The 19,667-nt window shown below is 32.5% G+C and carries 18 protein-coding genes; 5 read left to right on the top strand and 13 right to left on the bottom strand.

Annotation, left to right across the window (positions count from 1 at the left end):
* The first annotated feature begins 128 nt into the window (after positions 1 to 128).
* Complete coding sequence (locus DK508_RS14905; protein ID WP_109301588.1) at positions 129 to 1,409, top strand: serine hydrolase; 1,281 nt, start codon at positions 129 to 131, stop codon at positions 1,407 to 1,409.
* Positions 1,410 to 1,505: 96 nt separating this feature from the next.
* On the opposite strand, the gene DK508_RS14900 is transcribed toward DK508_RS14905, so the two are convergent.
* From DK508_RS14900 to surE, 6 genes are all read right to left on the bottom strand, one after another.
* Positions 1,506 to 2,360, bottom strand: coding sequence for a M57 family metalloprotease (locus DK508_RS14900; RefSeq protein WP_109301587.1), 855 nt, complete (start codon positions 2,358 to 2,360; stop codon positions 1,506 to 1,508).
* 457 nt (positions 2,361 to 2,817) lie between these two features.
* Positions 2,818 to 4,869 carry a ComEC/Rec2 family competence protein gene (locus tag DK508_RS14895; RefSeq protein WP_109301586.1) on the bottom strand — a complete coding sequence of 684 codons (2,052 nt, stop codon included), beginning with the start codon at positions 4,867 to 4,869 and terminating at the stop codon, positions 2,818 to 2,820.
* Positions 4,870 to 4,946: 77 nt separating this feature from the next.
* Complete coding sequence (locus DK508_RS14890) at positions 4,947 to 5,471, bottom strand: C40 family peptidase (RefSeq protein WP_109301585.1); 525 nt, start codon at positions 5,469 to 5,471, stop codon at positions 4,947 to 4,949.
* Between the two features lie 10 nt (positions 5,472 to 5,481).
* A complete protein-coding gene (gene lpxB, locus DK508_RS14885; RefSeq protein ID WP_109301584.1) occupies positions 5,482 to 6,594 on the bottom strand; it encodes a lipid-A-disaccharide synthase in 1,113 nt (370 codons plus the stop codon).
* Positions 6,595 to 6,634: 40 nt separating this feature from the next.
* A complete protein-coding gene (locus tag DK508_RS14880; protein ID WP_109301583.1) occupies positions 6,635 to 6,931 on the bottom strand; it encodes a hypothetical protein in 297 nt (98 codons plus the stop codon).
* Positions 6,924 to 7,706: a 5'/3'-nucleotidase SurE gene (surE, locus tag DK508_RS14875; RefSeq protein WP_109302730.1), complete on the bottom strand. Its 783-nt coding sequence runs from the start codon at positions 7,704 to 7,706 to the stop codon at positions 6,924 to 6,926. Before surE ends, DK508_RS14880 begins: the two co-directional genes overlap by 8 nt.
* 171 nt (positions 7,707 to 7,877) lie before the next feature.
* Here surE and DK508_RS14870 point away from each other — a divergent pair, with 171 nt between their 5' ends.
* Both DK508_RS14870 and DK508_RS14865 read left to right on the top strand, forming a co-directional pair.
* Positions 7,878 to 10,013, top strand: coding sequence for a carboxy terminal-processing peptidase (locus tag DK508_RS14870; protein ID WP_109301582.1), 2,136 nt, complete (start codon positions 7,878 to 7,880; stop codon positions 10,011 to 10,013).
* A gap of 5 nt (positions 10,014 to 10,018) precedes the next feature.
* Entirely contained in the window at positions 10,019 to 11,131 is a 1,113-nt protein-coding gene (locus DK508_RS14865; RefSeq protein ID WP_109301581.1) for an ABC transporter permease, read from the top strand.
* Positions 11,132 to 11,135: 4 nt separating this feature from the next.
* Here the strand turns inward: DK508_RS14865 and DK508_RS14860 are convergent, their stop codons facing one another.
* The 6 genes from DK508_RS14860 to DK508_RS21200 all read right to left on the bottom strand — a co-directional run bounded on the left by DK508_RS14860 (position 11,136) and on the right by DK508_RS21200 (position 15,361).
* Positions 11,136 to 13,328 carry a peptidase domain-containing ABC transporter gene (locus DK508_RS14860; RefSeq protein WP_109302729.1) on the bottom strand — a complete coding sequence of 731 codons (2,193 nt, stop codon included), beginning with the start codon at positions 13,326 to 13,328 and terminating at the stop codon, positions 11,136 to 11,138.
* Positions 13,329 to 13,412: 84 nt separating this feature from the next.
* Positions 13,413 to 13,928 (bottom strand): peroxiredoxin, encoded by a 516-nt coding sequence (locus DK508_RS14855; protein WP_109301580.1) that lies wholly within the window; start codon positions 13,926 to 13,928, stop codon positions 13,413 to 13,415.
* 30 nt (positions 13,929 to 13,958) lie between these two features.
* Positions 13,959 to 14,591 (bottom strand): hypothetical protein, encoded by a 633-nt coding sequence (locus DK508_RS14850; protein ID WP_160114729.1) that lies wholly within the window; start codon positions 14,589 to 14,591, stop codon positions 13,959 to 13,961.
* An 81-nt stretch (positions 14,592 to 14,672) separates the two neighbouring features.
* Positions 14,673 to 14,855: a hypothetical protein gene (locus DK508_RS14845; protein WP_109301578.1), complete on the bottom strand. Its 183-nt coding sequence runs from the start codon at positions 14,853 to 14,855 to the stop codon at positions 14,673 to 14,675.
* Positions 14,856 to 14,948: 93 nt separating this feature from the next.
* Positions 14,949 to 15,083: a hypothetical protein gene (locus DK508_RS21535; protein WP_255411340.1), complete on the bottom strand. Its 135-nt coding sequence runs from the start codon at positions 15,081 to 15,083 to the stop codon at positions 14,949 to 14,951.
* Positions 15,084 to 15,169: 86 nt separating this feature from the next.
* Complete coding sequence (locus tag DK508_RS21200) at positions 15,170 to 15,361, bottom strand: hypothetical protein (RefSeq protein WP_160114728.1); 192 nt, start codon at positions 15,359 to 15,361, stop codon at positions 15,170 to 15,172.
* Positions 15,362 to 15,708: 347 nt separating this feature from the next.
* On the opposite strand from DK508_RS21200, the gene DK508_RS14840 reads away from it, so the two are divergent.
* Positions 15,709 to 17,403 carry an AraC family transcriptional regulator gene (locus DK508_RS14840; protein WP_109301577.1) on the top strand — a complete coding sequence of 565 codons (1,695 nt, stop codon included), beginning with the start codon at positions 15,709 to 15,711 and terminating at the stop codon, positions 17,401 to 17,403.
* A 116-nt stretch (positions 17,404 to 17,519) separates the two neighbouring features.
* The gene (locus DK508_RS14835) at positions 17,520 to 17,717 is read left to right on the top strand and encodes a hypothetical protein (RefSeq protein ID WP_109301576.1); all 198 of its coding nucleotides are present in this window, start codon (positions 17,520 to 17,522) and stop codon (positions 17,715 to 17,717) included.
* A gap of 334 nt (positions 17,718 to 18,051) precedes the next feature.
* On the opposite strand, the gene DK508_RS14825 is transcribed toward DK508_RS14835, so the two are convergent.
* Positions 18,052 to 19,647 (bottom strand): vitamin K epoxide reductase family protein, encoded by a 1,596-nt coding sequence (locus DK508_RS14825; RefSeq protein WP_109301574.1) that lies wholly within the window; start codon positions 19,645 to 19,647, stop codon positions 18,052 to 18,054.
* Between the last annotated feature and the right edge of the window lie 20 nt (positions 19,648 to 19,667).

The following is a 19,667-nucleotide window of genomic DNA, read 5'->3' as shown; positions in this document are numbered from 1 at the left end:
GTTACTGTATACGTGAACTAATAATAATACCCCAATTTGGTTCAAAACCGAAAGTATTGTGCATTTAATCGGGTTTTTATTTGATTTTGTCGATTATATTTTCTTTTTTTGAACTCTAAACCTACTTAATGAAAAAGTTATTAGCTATAGCTACCCCCTCTATGCTTTTGATTGCCTTGTTATTTTCTTTTGCATCTGCAAAGCAATCCCTATTACCAGAACAAGCCCAAGCTGTTTTATTACCAGAACCGTTACATGAAGAAACGCGTATGTCGGATTCTTTTAAACGAAGACTACAGGATTCTATTCAAGCTTATTTTGATAAAGCAGTTGGTGAAAAACAGATTGTTGGAGCAGCTGTTTCTATTGTAAAATGTGATTCTATTATTTATACCGGAGGTTTTGGAAATAAAAGTGCAGCAATAACTGATGGAGTGGATGCAGAGACTATTTTTCGAATAGGATCTGTTTCTAAAGGATTTGCTGGAATTTTAACCGGAATACATGTCCAAGAAGGATTAGTTGATTGGGAAGATAAAATTATAGATCATATTCCAAATTTTAGATTAGCGAGTATGGCCACAGCAAAAAAAGTAACACTATCTCATGTGTTATCTCATACCGCTGGATTACCATATCACAGTTATACAAACCTCGTAGAGGCAGGGCTTCCTCTTGATGCTATAGCAAGTCGATTTAATAAAGTACTTCCTCTTCAAGAACCTGGAAGTGTTTATAATTATCAGAATGCAATCTTTGCGTTAAGTGGAGAAATCATTGAACGAGTAACGGGTAAACCTTTAAAGGATGTAATGAAGGAAAAGATATTTGACCCTTTACAAATGACAACAGCTTCAGCTAGTTATGAAGCCTTACAAGAGGCTACTAATGTTGCTTTACCTCACCAGCGTATACGGCGAGGGTGGAGGACAATGAAACTTAATAAAAAGTATTATAATGCAGTAGCTGCAGGGGGGGTAAATGCAAGTGTTACTGATATGGGTAAATGGATGAAGTTTTTATTAGGTAATAACCCAGATGTATTAATGCCCAAAGTAATGGATCAAGTATTTAATCCTGTTGTACAAGTAGGAGGAAGAAGAAATTATTATCAAAAATGGCCTGGATATTCTAGTTCTTATTACGGATTAGGATGGCGCGTACATTCTTTTATGAATACCGAAACAGAAAGATTGCAAAAAGTCATTCATCATGGAGGAAGCGTTAATAATTTTAGAAGCGAAATTGCAATTTATCCAGATGATGATATGGGGATTTGTGTACTTTTTAATAGCCCTACTAAAATGGCAAAAGACTGTATTCCTAAGATCCGAGAAATTATTCAGCAAATAATTAATTCTCCAGAAGAGGAAGATGTATCTCTCAAAGAAGCTTTAGTAATGTTGTAATTCTTGTTATTTCGACATTATATATTTTTTAAAATAAGAAGCTCCCAAATTCGTAAGAACTTGGGAGCTTTGTAATTGTAATAATTAAGTTGTTAGTTAATACAATATATTAAGTGCATCTTTATCAGAATCTGTAAATTCACCATCTTCACTAGTATTAAAACAAGCTAACATTATGGAGTCGGCAAATGGAGACCAAGGAGTTCCTGGAATCCAAATTGCAGCTGGACTTACAGAAGGTTCTGCAGGTAATGGCCCTGAATAGTTACAGCTCCATCTATTGTACCAATCCTGATGTCTAAACCCAACAGAGTGCCCTATTTCATGCCCAATTACATGTTCGATTACATTTTGACTGTAAGCAGGTACATCAAGTCCTGTATTTATACGTACATATCTATTTGGCTTACCATTCGAAGTAGGAAAACCGGCAGATCCGCCTGGACCTCCGGCAACTCTATACACAACCATATCTGCTTGTGACTGATCGGTTCCAAAAGTTACTGTGAAATTAAGTGTATTAGGTAGTGCGTTATAGTTGGCCACCGCCCATAATAATCCTGTTCTCATCCTTGGAGTAAGTTCAAACCCTGCACCAGTCCATCCCAAAACACGAATGTTTCGATATTGTGGAGCTACTAGGTAATCAGATCGGTATTGTTTGTTATCACCTTCTAGAGTTTCCATGTTCGAATATTCATGTAGCCCATCTATTGGGATACTAATATCACCAGATACCAAATGTTGTTCTTTGGTACCGTCTGGAAGGAAAACTTTTTTTATAGTCACTTCATCTATGTTTACCCCCATATTAGATAATTTGATCAATTGCTCTTTTGTAGGTTCCTGACTTACTGGTGTCGGTAGTTCATTGTTAGATTCTTCTTTTTGACAAGATGTAAAACATCCTGCAATGATTGCAAATAGTGCTAATAATTTAATTGCTTTCATTTTGTTGTGGTTTTAAGAATTAGTATTTCAGTTAGTTTTGAATCCTAAAAAAAGATAAAGTGTACATTCTTTTTTTATGAACAGTGATTTGTATAGTTCTGTTTCTTGCCTTTTAGATGGTATAATCTTAATGACACTATGTTATTTGTGGGATTCTAAATGTTGTGAGGTAGTATCAAAAGAAACGATATTTTTTATGGTTCTATTGATTTTTCGATTTCAAAGATATGTAATGTTGATTTTGAAAAAAATGAACTTTCAAGCTGTAAATCTATATATTAATCTAAAGTACTGAAAATGAGTTATTTGTGATTTAATTTAGCGTGATAAACCTATGTGTAAAGGGTTAATTACCTGATTGTTAAGTAGTTAAAATCCCGAATAAAAAACGGTGTATAAGGTATGGGCAACAAAGGAAATCCCATAATTATATAGATAAGGCAATGCCTATATCGTTTTACTTATTTAAAACAAAGGCACCATTTTTATCAGTACGATGAAACGGAACATTATGTTTTTTGCAACTCGTTTCCCATTGATGTAAGAAACTTTTATAATTGCTTCCGTCAGCAATAATTTGTTTTGGATGTAAACTAGCTATAACTCGCCCTAAATGTAATTTTGGAGATCCAGATAAAATAACAATATCCGGTCGTAAAGATGGAATGTCGTATATTGAATTACTATCTATTATTAAAATGGTATATTCTTTATTGCGATATACATTTTTTAAAGATTTTTGGCTATCCAGATGAGCAGCGTTTTGGGTAAGATAATTGCCAAACAAGAAATTTTGAGTGTTTTTAGTTATTTCCTCTTTACTGTAGATAGTGAATCGTTTATTCTGAAGTGTTCCTAAAATTGTGTTTTGATGATTATGAAATACTATAAATTCTTCATGATGGAGATTTTTTCGCTTTTCATAAATTAGAATGCATATTAGTATTAATAAGGATATTCCGAAAGTATATGTTTTTCTTTTATTAAATTTCTTTATAGTTGATATTAAGGAGATAATAATAACATATAAAATGACAAGCATTTTCCATGAAAAAGGAATTTCAGAAATCAAGAAATCTTCTTGTTGGGCAATATTATTAACGATCCAATTCATTAGATTAATGCATGTACCAAATAGATCGGCCATGATAGTGGGTAGTACATCTATAGAGGCCAACAAAATTATTAAAATACCAAACCCTAGAATGCTTCCTAAAAAGGGTATAATTATAAGATTGGATAGAAAAAAAAGCAGGGGAAATTGATTGAAATAAAATAATGTTAACGGCAATATACCAAGTTGAGCAGAGATAGTAACGGTAAATGTTTCCCACACCTTTTGTGGGATGTAAGCACTAGAACGATATATACCGGCTAATAAGGGTTGTACCCAAACGATGCCAAAAACTGCAAGATAGCTTAATTGAAAACCTACCGAGAATATGAGGAGTGGGTTAAAACACAGTAAAACAAACATGGATATAAACAATGAATTGTAGATGCTTGTTTTTGATCTAATTTGCAATCCAATACTCATGAATGAAAACATAGTCACTGCTCTTAAAACCGAAGGAGATAATCCTGCAATAATTGCAAAACACCAAAGTAGAAGGATGATCAGAATTAATTTGACAATTTTTCCTTTCCTCTTAAAATGTTGTAATGGACTTAATATAAAATCTAAAAAAAGTAATATAATTCCTATATGTAAACCCGATACTGCAAGAATATGAATAGCTCCGGCGTCTCGATATTGGCCAAAAGTTTCGTGATCAATGTCTTGTCTTTGACCCAGAAGCAATGCATTTATAATAGATAATTGCTTAGAATCGAAGTTGTAGTTGTTTAGTTTTTGATTGATATGTAGTCTAATACGATCTGCTACGGTATAAAGTGACCATCTATTAGTTTTATTATGAATTAATAGGTTTTTGCGTGTGCTTATTTGATAAAACACATATTGCTTATTTAGATATTTGGCATAATTAAATTGATGAGGGTTTAATGGTTTGGGTATAGGTTTAATCTCTGCTATAGTTGTATAACTATCTCCTATATTTAATTTTTTGTGAATACTATCTCTTGAGATTTGAAGTAATAATTTACCATGAGTTTTTTTGTTTTCGATGCGCTCCACAGAAACGATGTATTTATCATAGTAGGTAGTAGGCTTTAATCGTTGATGAATGAAAAATTTGATTCCGATTGATTTTTGTTGTAATTCTTCTAGCTGTATTTGAGTAGTATAATGATTAGAGGAACCTCTTGGGTCATGAATATTAACAATGGCAGCTCCAAACACAATGAACAAAATGATCATTATGAAGAAAAATATATATCCTTTACTAAATATTTTTTTTGATCGTTTCCAGGATATACCTAAAACACATACTGAAATAAGAAAACCAAGTATAAGTAAAAAAGTATTTAGATGAAGATAGTACCCAAGAATGATTCCTAGTATGGTCGAAATAGTAATTGATATAAACGGAATATTAAGTAGTTTCACATCAGTTGCTTAAAATGTAATACTACTATACATTAGTTTCATTTTTTGAAACTAACCTTATTTTTTGTAGAATTAAGTTATAGGACCCTCCGGGCGCTTGCGAAAGCTTTATTCCAATAGTTTTCTTCAAGACTGGATATAATTACCCCTCTAGAGGTGGATGCATGTATGAATTTGATGGTTCCCTTGACTTCAACAACTAATCCTACATGTGAGATAACATTTTTTCGCTTATTGGTTTTAAAAAACAATAAGTCTCCAACAGTTACTTTTTTTAATGCTATAGCTTTACCTTGAGTTGCCATCGTTCTAGAAGTTCTAGGAAGAATAACATTTTCTTTTTTAAATGATGTATAAATTAGGCCAGAACAATCCATACCTTTTTTGGTAGTTCCGCCATACTTATATCGTGTTCCGCTAAAAGTTTTGGCATGGCCTATTATACTTTTGATCTTTTTGTAATTAGGATTGCTGGGCCTTTTCGTTTTAGGAGTTTTTTTCGTTTGTTGAGAAATAACCGCTTTGTTTTTTGAAGTACTCCCACAGGAGTAAATTAAAAAACTGAACATCATAAGTAAGAGATACCGGGCTATTCTTTTCATTAAAACACTTTTAAATTATAGATTCTACAATAAGCCTAGCAGTTTTTTGGCTCGCACCTTTGCCTCCTAGTTCTTTTTCAAGGTCATAGTAGTCAAGAAACATTACTGCTCTTTTATAATCATCTATTATCTTGGTAAGTTCTTCTTTAAGTCTTTTTTTGTTAAACTCTGCTTGTATGAGTTCGGTGACAATTGGTTTATTCATTATAAGGTTTACCAGCGAGATATATTCTAAATTAATAACTCTTTTGGCAATATGATAAGAAATATAACTCCCTTTGTAACACACTACTTCGGGAACTTTGAATAATGCAGTTTCTAAAGTAGCCGTACCAGAAGTAACTAGCGCCGCATTACTTAAACTTAATAAATCATAAGTTTGGTTCATTACCAAATGAACTCCTTCTTTTTTGATAAAAGGAGTATAGAAAGAAGCATCTTGACTAGGCGCTCCGGCTATAACAAATTGATAATCCGGAAAATCGTCAACCACGGTAAGCATTACTTCCAGCATTTTTCTAATTTCTTGTTTTCTACTTCCAGGAAGTATAGCTACAATTGGTCGTTCGTCTAGATTATGTTGTTGTTTAAAAACCTCGGGCATAATTTGCTGATGATCAGCAATGGCATCGATTAGCGGATGTCCTACAAAATGAACCGGAAAATTATGTTTGTCTTCATAAAAAGATTTTTCAAAAGGAAGAATAACATACATCATGTCTACGCATCTCTTGATGGTTTTAATTCTCCCTTCTTTCCAGGCCCATATTTGAGGTGAGATATAATAATGGGTTTTAAAACCTTTTTGTTTCGCCCAATCTGCAATTCTAAGGTTAAATCCAGGATAATCTATAAAAATAATGGCATCGGGGTTAAACTCTAGAATATCTTTTTTACAAATTTTTATGTTTTTTAGAATTGTAAATATATTCAATAACACTTCTACAAAGCCCATGAAAGCAAGATCTTTATAATGTTTTACTATTGATCCTCCAACGGCTTGCATGAGATCTCCACCCCAAAATCTAAATTCAGCTTCGGGGTCATCAATACGGATAGATTTCATAAGATTTGCACCATGTAGATCACCTGATGCTTCTCCTGCAATAAGATAGTATTTCATGTATTTATTTCATCAAAATAAAGGGTTATATTATAATAGGTTACCCAAATTTACTAATTGCAATACAAATAGCTGCAATAAGGGTAGCAAGAAGTACGCCACGTGCACGATAAATGTTGTTTTTTTTTATAAATAAAAAGAATGCTACTAGATTTGGGATTGCTCCTAAAACGATAAGACTACCAAAAGAATCATTTTCTAGAGATGCTTTAATAGTTTCAATAAATGATAAATTTTGTTGACTAAGTGCCGAAAAAATGAATACACAAAGTGTAAAACCAATACTATTTGCTGTTAAACCTATAAGCAAACCTATTCCAATTTCTTTTTTAATCATGTAATGACCAGTTGTTTAATTCTTGTATAAAATGATGGGCGGTAAGATCAAATTGCGTAGGAACAATAGAAACATAACCTTGTTTTAATGCCCATTCATCTGTATCTTCTCCTTTATCTTCGTTAATAAATTTACCCGAGAGCCAGTAATATTTACGTCCCATAGGATTTGTTCTTTTGTCAAACTCCTCAACCCAATGTGCATTTGCTTGTCTACAAATTTTAACTCCTTTTATTTTCTCTGCAGGTAACCTTGGGATATTCACATTTAATACAACTCCTTTTGGTAATCCGTTGTTTAGCACATTTTCTACTACCGCTCGAACATATTTCTTAGAAGGCTCAAAATCAGCATCCATTCCGTAATCACATAATGAAAACCCAATGGCAGGAATTCCTTCGATACCAGCTTCTACGGCAGCGCTCATTGTACCAGAATATATCACATTTATGGCAGAATTAGAACCATGATTAATACCGCTAACACATAAATCTGGTTTTCTTTCCATAATCTGCCTAGCTGCCATTTTTACACAATCTGCAGGTGTTCCTGAGCAACTATATTCTTTTTGAGGAGCATTTTTATCAATTACTATAGGATCACAATAAAGAGTGTTGTTTACGGTAATAGCATGCCCCATGCCACTTTGAGGACTATCTGGGGCTACCACAAATACATCTCCAATTTCATTCATTACACTAATCAGTGCTCGTATTCCAGGAGCCGTAATTCCATCATCATTGGTAACCAGTATTAATGGTTTTTTTTGGGCCATAGCTTTTGATTTTTGTGAATGTAAAAATACACTTTTTTTGTACGAAAAGAGGGCAATAGAAAGAGTAACCTCTAATATTAGTTCATTTAAGAAAAATTTAGTATTATTACGGGTAATTGGCATGATTTTTAATGTATTTTGCCAGAAACCCCATAAATTTTATTTAAGCGTATGAAAAAGAGTTTTTTGATTTTGATGCTTACCGTGATTGTTTCTGCTGCTTCTTGTAGCTTTACTTCTAAGGTTGAAAATGATCCGGATAAAGACAAATTACTAATTGATTTAATAAGTTATGTCTTAGGAAAAGGGCATTATGATGCGAAGGATATTAATGATGATTTCTCTAAAGAAGTTTTTTCTGATTATGTGGATGCTTTAGATCCATTGAAACGTTATTTTTATCAAAGTGATATTGATGAGTTCAAGGATTATGAAAAACTTATTGATGATGAAATAAGGAATAAAGAAATTACTTTTTTCAATTTAACCTACCAACGTTTACAGCAGAGAATGACAGAAGCTAGAACGTTGTATAAAGAAATTCTTGATACTCCTTTTAATTTTGCTAAAGAAGAGATGATCGATACAGATTATGAGAATCTTGCTTATGTGAAAAATAAAAAGGAAATGACGGATAGATGGAGATTGCAACTTAAATTTAACGCCTTGTCAAGTTATTATGATAAAGTTGAAGAACAAATAGATTCTGTTACTAAGAATAAAGAGTATAAAAGAAAAACTTCAGTTGTTCTTGAAGGAGAGGCTCGTGATATTACAAAATCTTCGTTACAAGAATACTTCGAATTTGCTGATGATTTAGAACGTAAAGATTGGTTCTCTATCTACATCAACTCAATAGTTGAGGAGTTTGATCCTCATACGTATTATTTTGCACCTCAGGATAAAGATCGTTTTGATATTGCAATGTCTGGTAAATTAGAAGGAATAGGAGCTAGGCTTCAGAAGAAGAATGATAATGTAAAAATTATCGAAATTATTTCGGGTGGACCAGCTTGGAGAGGTAGTCAGGTAGAAGTAGGAGATTTTATCATGAAGGTAAGACAAGAAGAAGAAGAAGAGCCAGTAAGCATTGTAGGAATGCGTCTTGATGATGCAGTAAGCCTAATAAAAGGACCTAAAGGAACTAAAGTAATTCTTACTGTAAAGAAAGTAGATGGTACAACACAGAATATTGAGATTGTAAGAGATGTTGTTGAGCTTGAAGAAACATATGCAAAATCATCTGTCGTTAAAAAGAACGATAAAACATTTGGAGTAATTAATTTACCCAAGTTTTACTTTAATATGCAGGATTATAATCAACGTAATGCTGCCAAAGATGTTAAACAAGAAATTATCCGACTTAAAGAACAAGATATGGATGGTTTGGTTGTTGATTTAAGAGATAATGGAGGAGGATCATTACAAACTGTAGTTGATATAGCAGGTTTATTTATCGAAAAAGGACCTATCGTTCAAGTAAGAACAAAAGGAGAGTCTCCTGAAGTCTTAAGTGATAAAGATAGAAATGTACTTTGGGATGGTCCGTTGGTGATTTTGGTAAATGAATTATCAGCTTCAGCCTCAGAAATTTTGGCTGCTGCAATGCAGGATTATAAAAGAGCAATTATTATAGGAAGCAAACAAACATATGGTAAGGGTACAGTACAAAATGTAATGGACCTTAACCGTTGGATGCGTAGTAATGATTTTGGAGATCTAGGAGCTCTAAAATTAACTACTCAAAAATTTTATAGAGTTAATGGTGGTTCTACGCAATTAGAAGGTGTAAAAAGTGATGTTGTAGTTCCAGATAGATATAGTTATATCGACATTGGAGAAAAAGATCAAGAAAACCCTTTGCCTTGGGATAAAATAGCAGCAGCAGATTATGACCTTTGGGATGGATATATCGACTTTAATCAGACCATTGCTAATAGTAAAGAGAGAATGTCTAAAAATGATCAGTTAAAACTGATTGAAGAAAACGCAAAATGGGTAAGACAAAAAAGAGATATAGATCGTTATTCTTTACAGTATGATAAGTATAAGTCTAATATTGTACTCAACGAGAAGCAAGCAGAACGTTTTGATGCTATAAACGATTATAAAACTAATCTTACTTTTGAGTCTTTACCTTATGAGAAGGAATTAATAAAGGCTGATACTGTTTTGGCTGAGAAAAGAAAAAGATGGCATAAAAGCTTAAGTAAAGATGTATATGTAGAGGAAGCTATTAGCGTACTTGAGGATTTAAAAATAAATAATATTAGAAGATCCAAAAACCCTCTTTCATTGAAGAATTAAGGCTAATGCCAGAGATAAAATCAAACTCTTTAAGTAAACTAGCGCTCCAAAAATTCAAAAAGAATTTTTGGGGCGTTTTGAGTTTTTATTTTATCGTTTTTTGCGCTTTTATAGCAGTCTTTGCATATGTTTTGGCACCAGACGATTCCAAAAATGCAAATCAAATGCATTTATCTATTCACTCAAAACCACCAGGATTTGAAGTGAAGATGCTAACTGTACCATCTCAAAAAGTATCGAATGATAGTTTTTTTAGTAGATTATTTTTTGGTGAACAAAATACAGATAATGAGATTCCTATCGAGAAATTTGAGGTAGTAGGCGATGTGCTGAAGGCCTACCCTTATAGTGAAGATGATACTACTGGGATACCAAAAATGATTCCACTACAAAAATTCCCAAAAGAGCTTACTACCGATGAAATAACTGATCAATTTGTAAATACAACCACTTTTATATTAGGGACAGATAAATACGGCCGGGATTTGTTAAGCAGGATGTTGGTTGGTATTCGAATTTCGTTTTCTATTGGTTTTGTGGCGGTGTTAATCTCTCTGATTTTAGGAATATCCTTAGGAGCCGCTGCGGGTTATTTTGGGGGTAGAGTAGATGCCGTAATTATGTGGCTTATTAACGTTACCTGGTCAATCCCTACGCTATTATTAGTAATTGCTATTACATTAGCTCTGGGGAAAGGATTCTGGCAGGTTTTTATAGCTGTGGGTTTAACAATGTGGGTTGAGGTTGCTAGAGTTGTTAGAGGGCAAGTGCTTAGTGTAAAACAAATGCAATATGTAACCGCGGCAAAAGCACTAGGCTTTACAAATTTCAGAATTATTACAAAACATATATTACCAAATAGCCTTGCACCTGTAATTGTTATTTCTGCGGCCAATTTTGCCGGAGCGATTTTAATAGAGAGCGGACTTAGCTTTTTGGGAATAGGCGCACAGCCACCAACACCCAGTTGGGGTGCTATGATCAAGGATCATTATTCGTATATCATTTTAGGTAAGGCGTATCTCGCCATTATACCAGGATTGGGTATTATGAGTCTTGTTATGGCTTTTATGTTAATAGGTAATGCGCTTAGAGATGCGCTGGATGTGAAAGGATGAGTTTTTAAATAAGTATTTGTTGATACTCTTCGTTTAATTGACTCCAAAATTCACTATAAAAATTAGAGGTCAACATCAGTTCTTGATGAGAGCCAGAAACTTTAGTTTCTCCGTCTTCGATGATATAGATACGATCAGCAATTTTGGGTAAAGAATGAAGTCGATGAGAGATAAATATAATCCCTATCTTTTTCTTGATTTTAGTGAGGAGTTCTAATGAGAATTGCTCTGTTTTTCGATCCATAGCCGAAGTATATTCGTCTAAAATTAATAGTTGAGGTTTCTTATATAATACTCTGACCAGTGCTAATATTTGTTTTTGTCCCCCAGATAAGTTTATTCCTTCTTCTCCTAAAATGGTCATATACCCTTGCGGGAATTGTTTTATAAATTGATCAAAACCATAATCAGAGCAAAACTTAAGTATGTCTTCGTGAGTATCAGAAGAACCAAGAGCAATATTATCCAGAACAGTACCATTAAAAATATGAATATTCTGCTCGATTACCCCAATATGATCTCGCCATGATGTTAGTGTAATATCGTTTAAGCTATGACGTTGGTTAATAGTAATATCTCCGTTTTCGGGCGAGTAAAACTTTTGAATAATTTGCCCTAATGTGCTTTTTCCACTTCCGCTTTCTCCTGCAATGGCAATACACTCACCTATGTTTACATCTAGTGAGATGTTTTTGAGTAGTTGACTTCTACCTGCAAAACGAAAAGAGAGGTTGTTTATCGAGAGAGATGTAAAACCTTGAAGCGTATAAGTTCCTTTTTCTTCTTTTTTAATTGAGGTAAACTCATACATTCTATTAAAAGCAACAGTGGCTTCATTAATAGGTATGGCAATCAAAGCCAAACTGGCGACAGAGGGTAATAAAGACCCTGCAATACCTAGTATTGCCATTAATTCTCCAATTTGTAATGTGTTATGGTATACTTTGAACGAAGTAAAGGTTAATATTCCGATCAAAAAAAGTACGCCAAAAACTCCAGAAAATAAAGATAGTCTAATATTGATTTGTCCTAGTACAAATACCTTATCCTGATAATTTCCGTAAATGATTTTGTTGATTTGTTGAAATATAGATTGTTTGTTATTGTTTTTTATGGTTGCGATTCCATTCATGGTTGCGATATAGTTACTTTGACTATGCGCTTTGGTTTGCATCACTTCTTTTTGGGTACGGATGATTTTTTGATTAAAACCGTAAATAAGTAAAAAATAAAAAGGTAGACTTATGGAGGCTATTAATCCTGTTTGCCATGAATAATAGAATAAGAAACCCAAAGATACAATAGAGATGAGTAAGTTAACAATAAAAGAATTTGCAATAGTGTGTATCACCCCCTGTATTCTTTGGGTATCATTAAGTCTTGAAACCAGCTCTCCGATTTTACGAGTGTCAAAAAAAGGTTTGGGAAGCTTTAATAATGATGAATAAAAATTATCAATAATACGGTTGTTAAAATCCTTTTTTTGACGGATCAAAAAATAAGACCTAAGTACTGTGAAAAGTGTTTTTATGATCAATAAAAAACCTACCAAAACAATTCCCGTAATAAGCTTGTTTATATTGTGCGTAGGTAATATGTCATCAATTAATTTTTGAGAAAAAACAGCCAAAGACATGCCTAGCAAAGCCGTAAATAAGCCTAGTAAAACACTAAAAAAAAGTAAGTTGTAATCCTCTTGAATTAGTTGGATAAACCATTTTTTTTTGGCCAATGTTTCTTTTTCGATTTCTACAAAGTTTTCGTTAAGACCAAGAGTAAGGCATGTTTTAGATTTCCAGATGGTATCTAATTCGTTTTCGGTATAGTACTCTATTCCTTTTGCTGGGTCTCCAATAATAAATTTACCTTGCTCATACCCATAGCAAACTACATAATGCTGTAAGTTCTTGTCAAGTATTACATGTAAGATTACGGGACTTTCATGATTTTTTAATGCTTCAATATCGGCTTCACATCCCTGAGCTGTGAACCCTAGTTGATTTGCGGATTGATACAAGCCTAATAAAGTAGTTCCCTGTTTAGTGGTACCGCTAAGCTCTCGTAGCTTTTCTAAGGAATGATTGCCTTTGTAATATTTTATAATTGATAATAAACAAGCTACTCCACAATCACTCTGATCTTGTTGTAGCACGAATGTTTTTGGAATCAGATTTTTATCAAGAGTTTTCTTTTTCATAGTACCGTTCTTTTTAGAAGGGAACATACCAGTGATCGTATTTTCTCACAAATCGGCCACTGGTTTTTGCTCCTTCATTTGGGTTTACTTTAAAGCTTTTAGAATACCACTTATGGTAAGCTGTCCTTTGTGTCTTTTTATCAATTTTTGATCTTGATCATAGATTAGCAAATAGGGAACTGAAGTAGCACCGAAACGAGTGGTAAAATCATCTCGTCTATCAGATAAAAAAGTAATGTTATCATAGTTGTTAAGTTGGTATTGTTTTGAAAAAGTTTTGATTTCATCAATAGTCTCGGTCGAAACAAAAATGAATTGAACGTTGTTAAACTCATCAATATGTTCTTTGATTAATTTTGCTTCGTTCTGGCAGTAATCACATCCGCTATTAAAATAGATAAGAATGGTTTGCAGGCCTTTTTTGAGATTCTTATTTGTAAATGCTTTTCCCCTTAAATTTTCAAATGAAAAATCAGGCAACGTCTGTAATGTATTTTCGATTTTTGTTTTGGAGCTAATTTTTGCTGATACTTGATATCCTAGAAAGGAGAACAAAGACACTCCAAAACCTACAATAATGATTTTAATAGACTTTTTCATAGTACATATGTATTGATTATTGAACCTAATTTAACTTGCATTGAGATTAATGAACATAATGGCAACTACCCATATCAATAATGCAGATCCATAACTGCTCGCAACAATTTTTAATGCTTTGTCTGTAGATGTTTTAATTTCTTTACTAATGAGATAAGCGAGTACAATCCAATAGACAAGCTCAAAAAGATTAAGTGTCTGAAACGGATATAAAAACCAAGGAGATAGTCCTTCATGACCGACAATACTTAATGCCGATAAGGGATAAAAATGTTGTATATCTTCTAGGGTATATACTTCTAGAGAACTAAACCATATTAGTTTAATAATGCCGACACCAATGAATATAAACTCACCTTTGGTCACTATGGTAAATGTTCTTTTAAAGGTGGTTTGTTTGTTAAAGAAAAACAACCCCATGTAAAGTACCGAACTAATTAAGCCAATCTTAATAAATAAAAAGATGGGGATAAAAAGATAACTTGACCATTGCCATTTCTTATTGAACTCAAATGCTTCTTTGATTTGATCTTGTGTCATTTTTTCAGATAGACTGCTTATCAATAATTCATCTGTGTTTAATACAGTATTGGAGATGATAGTTATTAAGCATGTGATCAAACACAATAGAAGAAAGATTATTTTAGAATTTAATTTTATCATTATATTGCTTTTTTAACTGTTTAAAAGCAAGAGGGAGAGAATCTCCCTCTTAACTTGCTTCTTGAGAGAATTACCTGGATTTTACCCCTCTGCACACTCCATTGCATTGTCTACAAAAGAAAGTCCAGCTGCAAGACCTGTTGCAATTCCAAGTCCGATTGGTGTAATAAAAGTACTAGCAACCATACCGATAAATGAGCCTATCATACCGATGCATCCACCACCATTAATGCTTTCCATTTTGTTTACTTCTAAATTTTTCATAATGTTTGATTTAATATTATAATTGCCTACTCTATTATTGGTTTTCGGCTTCCCCCTAATTAATTTTTGTATTATTTCAAAAAACAATAATGTTTAATCATGGCATTCTAGCGCCATAACTACGATCCCTGATCCACCTACAACTGGGTTTAAGTGCGCGGTACCTACTACAAGCAGAGCTATACCAGCGGCACAACCCCAAAAGCCACCACCAGTTAATTTTTCCATTTTGTGAACTTCTAAATTTTTCATTTTTATTGATTTTAATTATTACCTACTCTATTATTGGTTTTCGGCTACCCCCTAATTATTTTTCAAGGACAGCTCCAGGCTGTATCAACAGCATCGGCCAAAAGAGCAACACCGACAACAGCGCCAACCGGCCCTCCAAATAGGGTTAATACTGTGCCAGCTATAGTTTCTGCAACGACAAGGGCTGCATCTCCATAACCACATCCATCACCACCATGAACATTCTCCATTTTGTTAAGATCTAAAGTTTTCATTTTTGATTATTTTAGATTATAGCCTACTCTGTTGTTATGGTTTTCGGCTTCCCCGTTTTTTGACCAGATATAAAGTTTTTGATCGATTCAAATATAGAGTGGAGATTGAGCGCTTTACAAGTGAAGTACATCACGATTCATGAAAACGTACTTCGGTTTCCGGGAATTCGTAGAAGGGTTTTTTTACAATAAATTGCACTCTATATTACCACTTTATGCGGTTTTAGAGTATATTGTAAAAATGAAAACATCGATGATGAGTATTGATAATCTGGTATGGGTTTTGTGAGATGTTTATTTAGAGTTACAGTCCATTTGTATAAAATAAATTGAATTATTCCGACCATATGAAGAAAACATACGCATTGCTATTTCTTTTTTTGTTTTATGAGTTTTCTGCATTCGCTTTTCAAGGAACCATACAAAATAGAGTACACGATTCACTTTTAAATAAGACGTTTGAAGAGCTTAATACATCTTTGGCAAGAAGTATGAATGATACAATTACCTTTAAAAAGTATGCAAAAGCTATTTTGATAAAAGGGAAAAAAGAAAGAGATACTACTCAAATTTTAAATGGATTTTATTTTTTATCTATAATAAATACAGATCAAGACATAGTTTTTCAATACATGGATAGTGTAATTAATATTGGAAAAAAGGTAAAAAATGATCGTTTTGTTGGAATGAGTTTTTTAAACAAAGGAAGATATCTTTATACTAAAAGGAAATTTAATCCAGCATTGGATAATTTTCTTAATGCAAAAAAATATCTCAAAAATTTTTCTAAGCCCAATTACTTTAATGAACATAATATAGGGGTGTTAAAAAGTAGGATAGGAGATTATGTTGATGCCCATAAAATTTTTAAAGAAAACTGGGAAATTATAAATAAATCAAAAACTAACTTTACCAATAATAGTTATCTACGCTCGCTGTTTTCTCTAGCAGATAGTTATCATCGCATTAAGGAATTTGATTCTACAACTTATTATAATTCTTTGGGAATAAATCAATCACTTCGTTTTAATAATCAAATAAAATATTATCAGTTTGTACTAAATGAAGGAATTAATCAATATCATCTCGAAAATTATACAGCAAGCCATGATAGTGTTTTTAAGGTTTTAAATGACTTTAAAAACAAATTAGATATTCCTAATTTAATTTTTGCATATCAATATTGTGGTAAAAATTTAATGAAACGTAAAAATGAAGATGGCGCGATAGTTTGTTTTAAGAAAGTAGATTCATTATTTAACGTAATTAATGATATTCATCCAGAGACAAGAGATTCTTATGAGTATTTGATTAACTATTATAAATCAAAAAATGACCTTCCAAATCAACTGAAATATGTTACGCAACTGTTGAAGGTAGATAGTATACTTAATACGAATAATCAATATTTGGGTAAAAAAATTGCTAAATTATACGATACTCCAAAATTAATCGAAGAAAAAGAAATTATTATAAATAAGTTAGAGAGTAAGAATAGTGCAACATCAAATAGGTTGTTTATTGTATTAGGACTTCTTGCTATAAGCACAATTGGGTTGTTTTATTTGTATCGAAGACAGAAAATCTTGAAAAAACGATTTTTAAACTTGGTTCAAAAAGAGGATAATAATGCTCGACAGGTAAATGATCTAGGTATAAATAAATCCAAAATCCCGGATGAGGTTGTAACCGATATTTTATCCAAATTAGAGCTTTTTGAAAAGAGTGATCGGTTTTTGGATGCTAGTATTACACTAAATGATTTGGCAAAACAATTCGATACAAATTCCAAATATTTATCTAAAACGATTAATACCTATAAAAACAAAAATTTTAGTGTGTATATAAATGAACTTAGAGTGCATTATGGCGTAGAAAAAATAAAGAATGATAGTAAATTTCGAAATTATACGATTAAGGCGATTTCTAATGAAATAGGATTTAATACCACACAAGCATTTTCCAAAGCGTTTCACAAAACCACCGGAATATACCCGTCGTATTTTATCAGGAATGTCGAAAAATTAATGGATAAAAATTGACAAATTATATGTTTTTACTACGATTTCATGAAAACGTACTAAGTTTCCTCTTTTGATTATCAATAACTTCCGAATTTATTTAATTTTAAGCAGTGTTTAACAATAAAAGATTAATAATGAAAAAAAAGAAGTTAAGTCTACAAAAAATTAAAGTAGCAAAATTAAATTCGTTAGAGTCAATAAAAGGAGGAGGACATACTAACCAAATTGAATGTATTACTAAAAAACCTGGATGTATTACAGATGGAGAGGCAATGTCCGGACTTGAATGCACATGGTCCGTAGTTGGAGATTGTCTCGTTGTCTTGGGGTAGTATTTTTATTTTTTGAATAATTTAGAAATTAAAACATTAAAGAATGAAAAAAAAGAAATTGAGCATTAAGAAATTTCAGGTAGCAAAATTGAATTCGTTAGAGTCAATAAGAGGGGGAATGTATTCGGGTCAATCAACATGTACTGAACCTGAACCAATGTCTGGACTTGAATGTACATGGTCCTTACCTATGTTTTGCGTTAAGCCAATTGTTGGACCATAATAATATGTTGGGAAAAATATTTGGTAGATATTAAAAGTAAAAAGAAAGGTTTTGTTTGAAAACAAAACCTTTCTTTTTACTTTTAATAATATAATAAGTGGGTAGTCCGAATTAATTTACATTCTCAATAGCTTGCTCTTCTTCAGAAACAGAGCTCGTTTGATTCTCGAGCAACATACCCACAAAATAGAAAAACTCGGTATAACTATATTTTTTTGGATATGTAGTGCCATTAATTACCGAAGCAGGTGTATAAGGGATATTATTGTTTTTAGACCATTCTGATTGTTTATGTAAAACTTCTACATACATAGGATTGTTTGAAGGAGCCTTGTATTTTTTGATCCATTTACTAAACGTCCTATCTGCAAACCAATCTGAATACGCTGCTATAAAATTTTCTTGCCCTTGATCATGATAAATATCCATTAATCTAAGCGCTATTTGTGTGGGTTCGGCATCTTGTTTTTCTAAACTCACCCCAAGACGGATTACTATTTGTAATTTATCTCCCATAGCTTTTATAACACGAGCGTAGGTCTCAAATGCATCCTTACAATAACCGCACATAGGATTAGTGTAGCTAATGATCTTAAATTCTGCGTTTGGATTTCCTAATACTATTTCATTTTTGAAAGTAGCTGTGTCTGATATTTTTTCGGATAAACTTAATAAATGAGTGAATATTTGACCATCTCTTTTAAATTGATTTAGTTTAGTGTTGTCTAATCTAAACTCTTTATTCTCGCTAACTTTTTCTTTAGCAAAAAGATAAATTGAAGTAAATAAAGCAGAGATCATTAAAAATCGTGGTAGTAGTTCAATTTCAAATACAAATGGAAGGCTTATAAACGCTATAATGGCTAAGGCGATTGAAACCGCGCCTATAGTCAAACAAATTGCACACCACTTTTTTACGATAAAGCCCTGTGAATATATAGAGTATATTACAAAAGGAACACCTATTAAAGCCGGAATAAGTAAAATGCTAGTAAAACCAAAAAAGACTTGATACAGAGTTATAGATCCAAAAAAAGCAATCCCGGCGTCTGATAAGGTAAAACCTTTAAAGAGTTTACCACTATTATTATTGATTACATCTCCACAATTAGTATTACCTACAGTTGTACAAAATTGATGAATGGCTTGAGATTGAATACCTAGGCTTTCACGCAAGGCAAAAAAACTAAAAACCAAACCTCCAATAGAGGTTAGCAAGAATAATGCTTGATATAGATCCCATGATCTATCAACAAGTGTAAAAATCAATCCAATGGCCAATGCTATGGTTAAGAACGTCTGTATAAAAGATCGGTTTGAAGCTATGTTTTGTTTAGCATTGTATTCTACAGCAATTACTTTTGGTAACCAGATTTCTTTAAACTCTTCAAAAGTATATTTCTTCTTTTTGTGACTGGTATGTTTAATTTCAATACTATCATTTTTCTTTATAACAGCAACAATTTCCTCAGAATTTTCGGTTTTAACCAAAGACACAAAGCTTTTTGGTAGTTGATCCAATGCTTCCGTAGGAACCTCTACAGCTATATTGTCTATATCAAAATAATCTAGAGTATCCGTTACCGATTGAAAACTAGGATAATTTGGATGTATTTTTAACTGAAGTTCGAGATCTTTTTTGTCGTAATTTCTAATTCGATTTTGAATCAAAACACTTTCGACTATTTGTTCGATGTTATTTTCCATGTGATTGTGCGAGATGAGTT

Origin of the sequence: Aquimarina sp. AU474 (genome assembly GCF_900312815.1) — a bacterium.
In the GTDB taxonomy this organism is placed as follows: domain Bacteria; phylum Bacteroidota; class Bacteroidia; order Flavobacteriales; family Flavobacteriaceae; genus Aquimarina.
This window is presented reverse-complemented; position numbering and strand designations above follow the sequence as displayed.

Bases quoted from the DNA above. Each gene is read 5' to 3' on its own strand.
- DK508_RS14905 (WP_109301588.1), top strand. From the start codon at position 129: ATGAAAAAGTTATTAGCTATAGCTACCCCCTCTATGCTTTTGATTGCC.
- DK508_RS14900 (WP_109301587.1), bottom strand. From the start codon at position 2,360: ATGAAAGCAATTAAATTATTAGCACTATTTGCAATCATTGCAGGATGT.
- DK508_RS14890 (WP_109301585.1), bottom strand. From the start codon at position 5,471: ATGAAAAGAATAGCCCGGTATCTCTTACTTATGATGTTCAGTTTTTTA.
- lpxB (WP_109301584.1), bottom strand. From the start codon at position 6,594: ATGAAATACTATCTTATTGCAGGAGAAGCATCAGGTGATCTACATGGT.
- DK508_RS14880 (WP_109301583.1), bottom strand. From the start codon at position 6,931: ATGATTAAAAAAGAAATTGGAATAGGTTTGCTTATAGGTTTAACAGCA.
- surE (WP_109302730.1), bottom strand. From the start codon at position 7,706: ATGGCCCAAAAAAAACCATTAATACTGGTTACCAATGATGATGGAATT.
- DK508_RS14870 (WP_109301582.1), top strand. From the start codon at position 7,878: ATGAAAAAGAGTTTTTTGATTTTGATGCTTACCGTGATTGTTTCTGCT.
- DK508_RS14865 (WP_109301581.1), top strand. From the start codon at position 10,019: ATGCCAGAGATAAAATCAAACTCTTTAAGTAAACTAGCGCTCCAAAAA.
- DK508_RS14860 (WP_109302729.1), bottom strand. From the start codon at position 13,328: ATGAAAAAGAAAACTCTTGATAAAAATCTGATTCCAAAAACATTCGTG.
- DK508_RS14855 (WP_109301580.1), bottom strand. From the start codon at position 13,928: ATGAAAAAGTCTATTAAAATCATTATTGTAGGTTTTGGAGTGTCTTTG.
- DK508_RS14850 (WP_160114729.1), bottom strand. From the start codon at position 14,591: ATGATAAAATTAAATTCTAAAATAATCTTTCTTCTATTGTGTTTGATC.
- DK508_RS14845 (WP_109301578.1), bottom strand. From the start codon at position 14,855: ATGAAAAATTTAGAAGTAAACAAAATGGAAAGCATTAATGGTGGTGGA.
- DK508_RS21535 (WP_255411340.1), bottom strand. From the start codon at position 15,083: ATGGAAAAATTAACTGGTGGTGGCTTTTGGGGTTGTGCCGCTGGTATA.
- DK508_RS21200 (WP_160114728.1), bottom strand. From the start codon at position 15,361: ATGAAAACTTTAGATCTTAACAAAATGGAGAATGTTCATGGTGGTGAT.
- DK508_RS14840 (WP_109301577.1), top strand. From the start codon at position 15,709: ATGAAGAAAACATACGCATTGCTATTTCTTTTTTTGTTTTATGAGTTT.
- DK508_RS14835 (WP_109301576.1), top strand. From the start codon at position 17,520: ATGAAAAAAAAGAAGTTAAGTCTACAAAAAATTAAAGTAGCAAAATTA.
- DK508_RS14825 (WP_109301574.1), bottom strand. From the start codon at position 19,647: ATGGAAAATAACATCGAACAAATAGTCGAAAGTGTTTTGATTCAAAAT.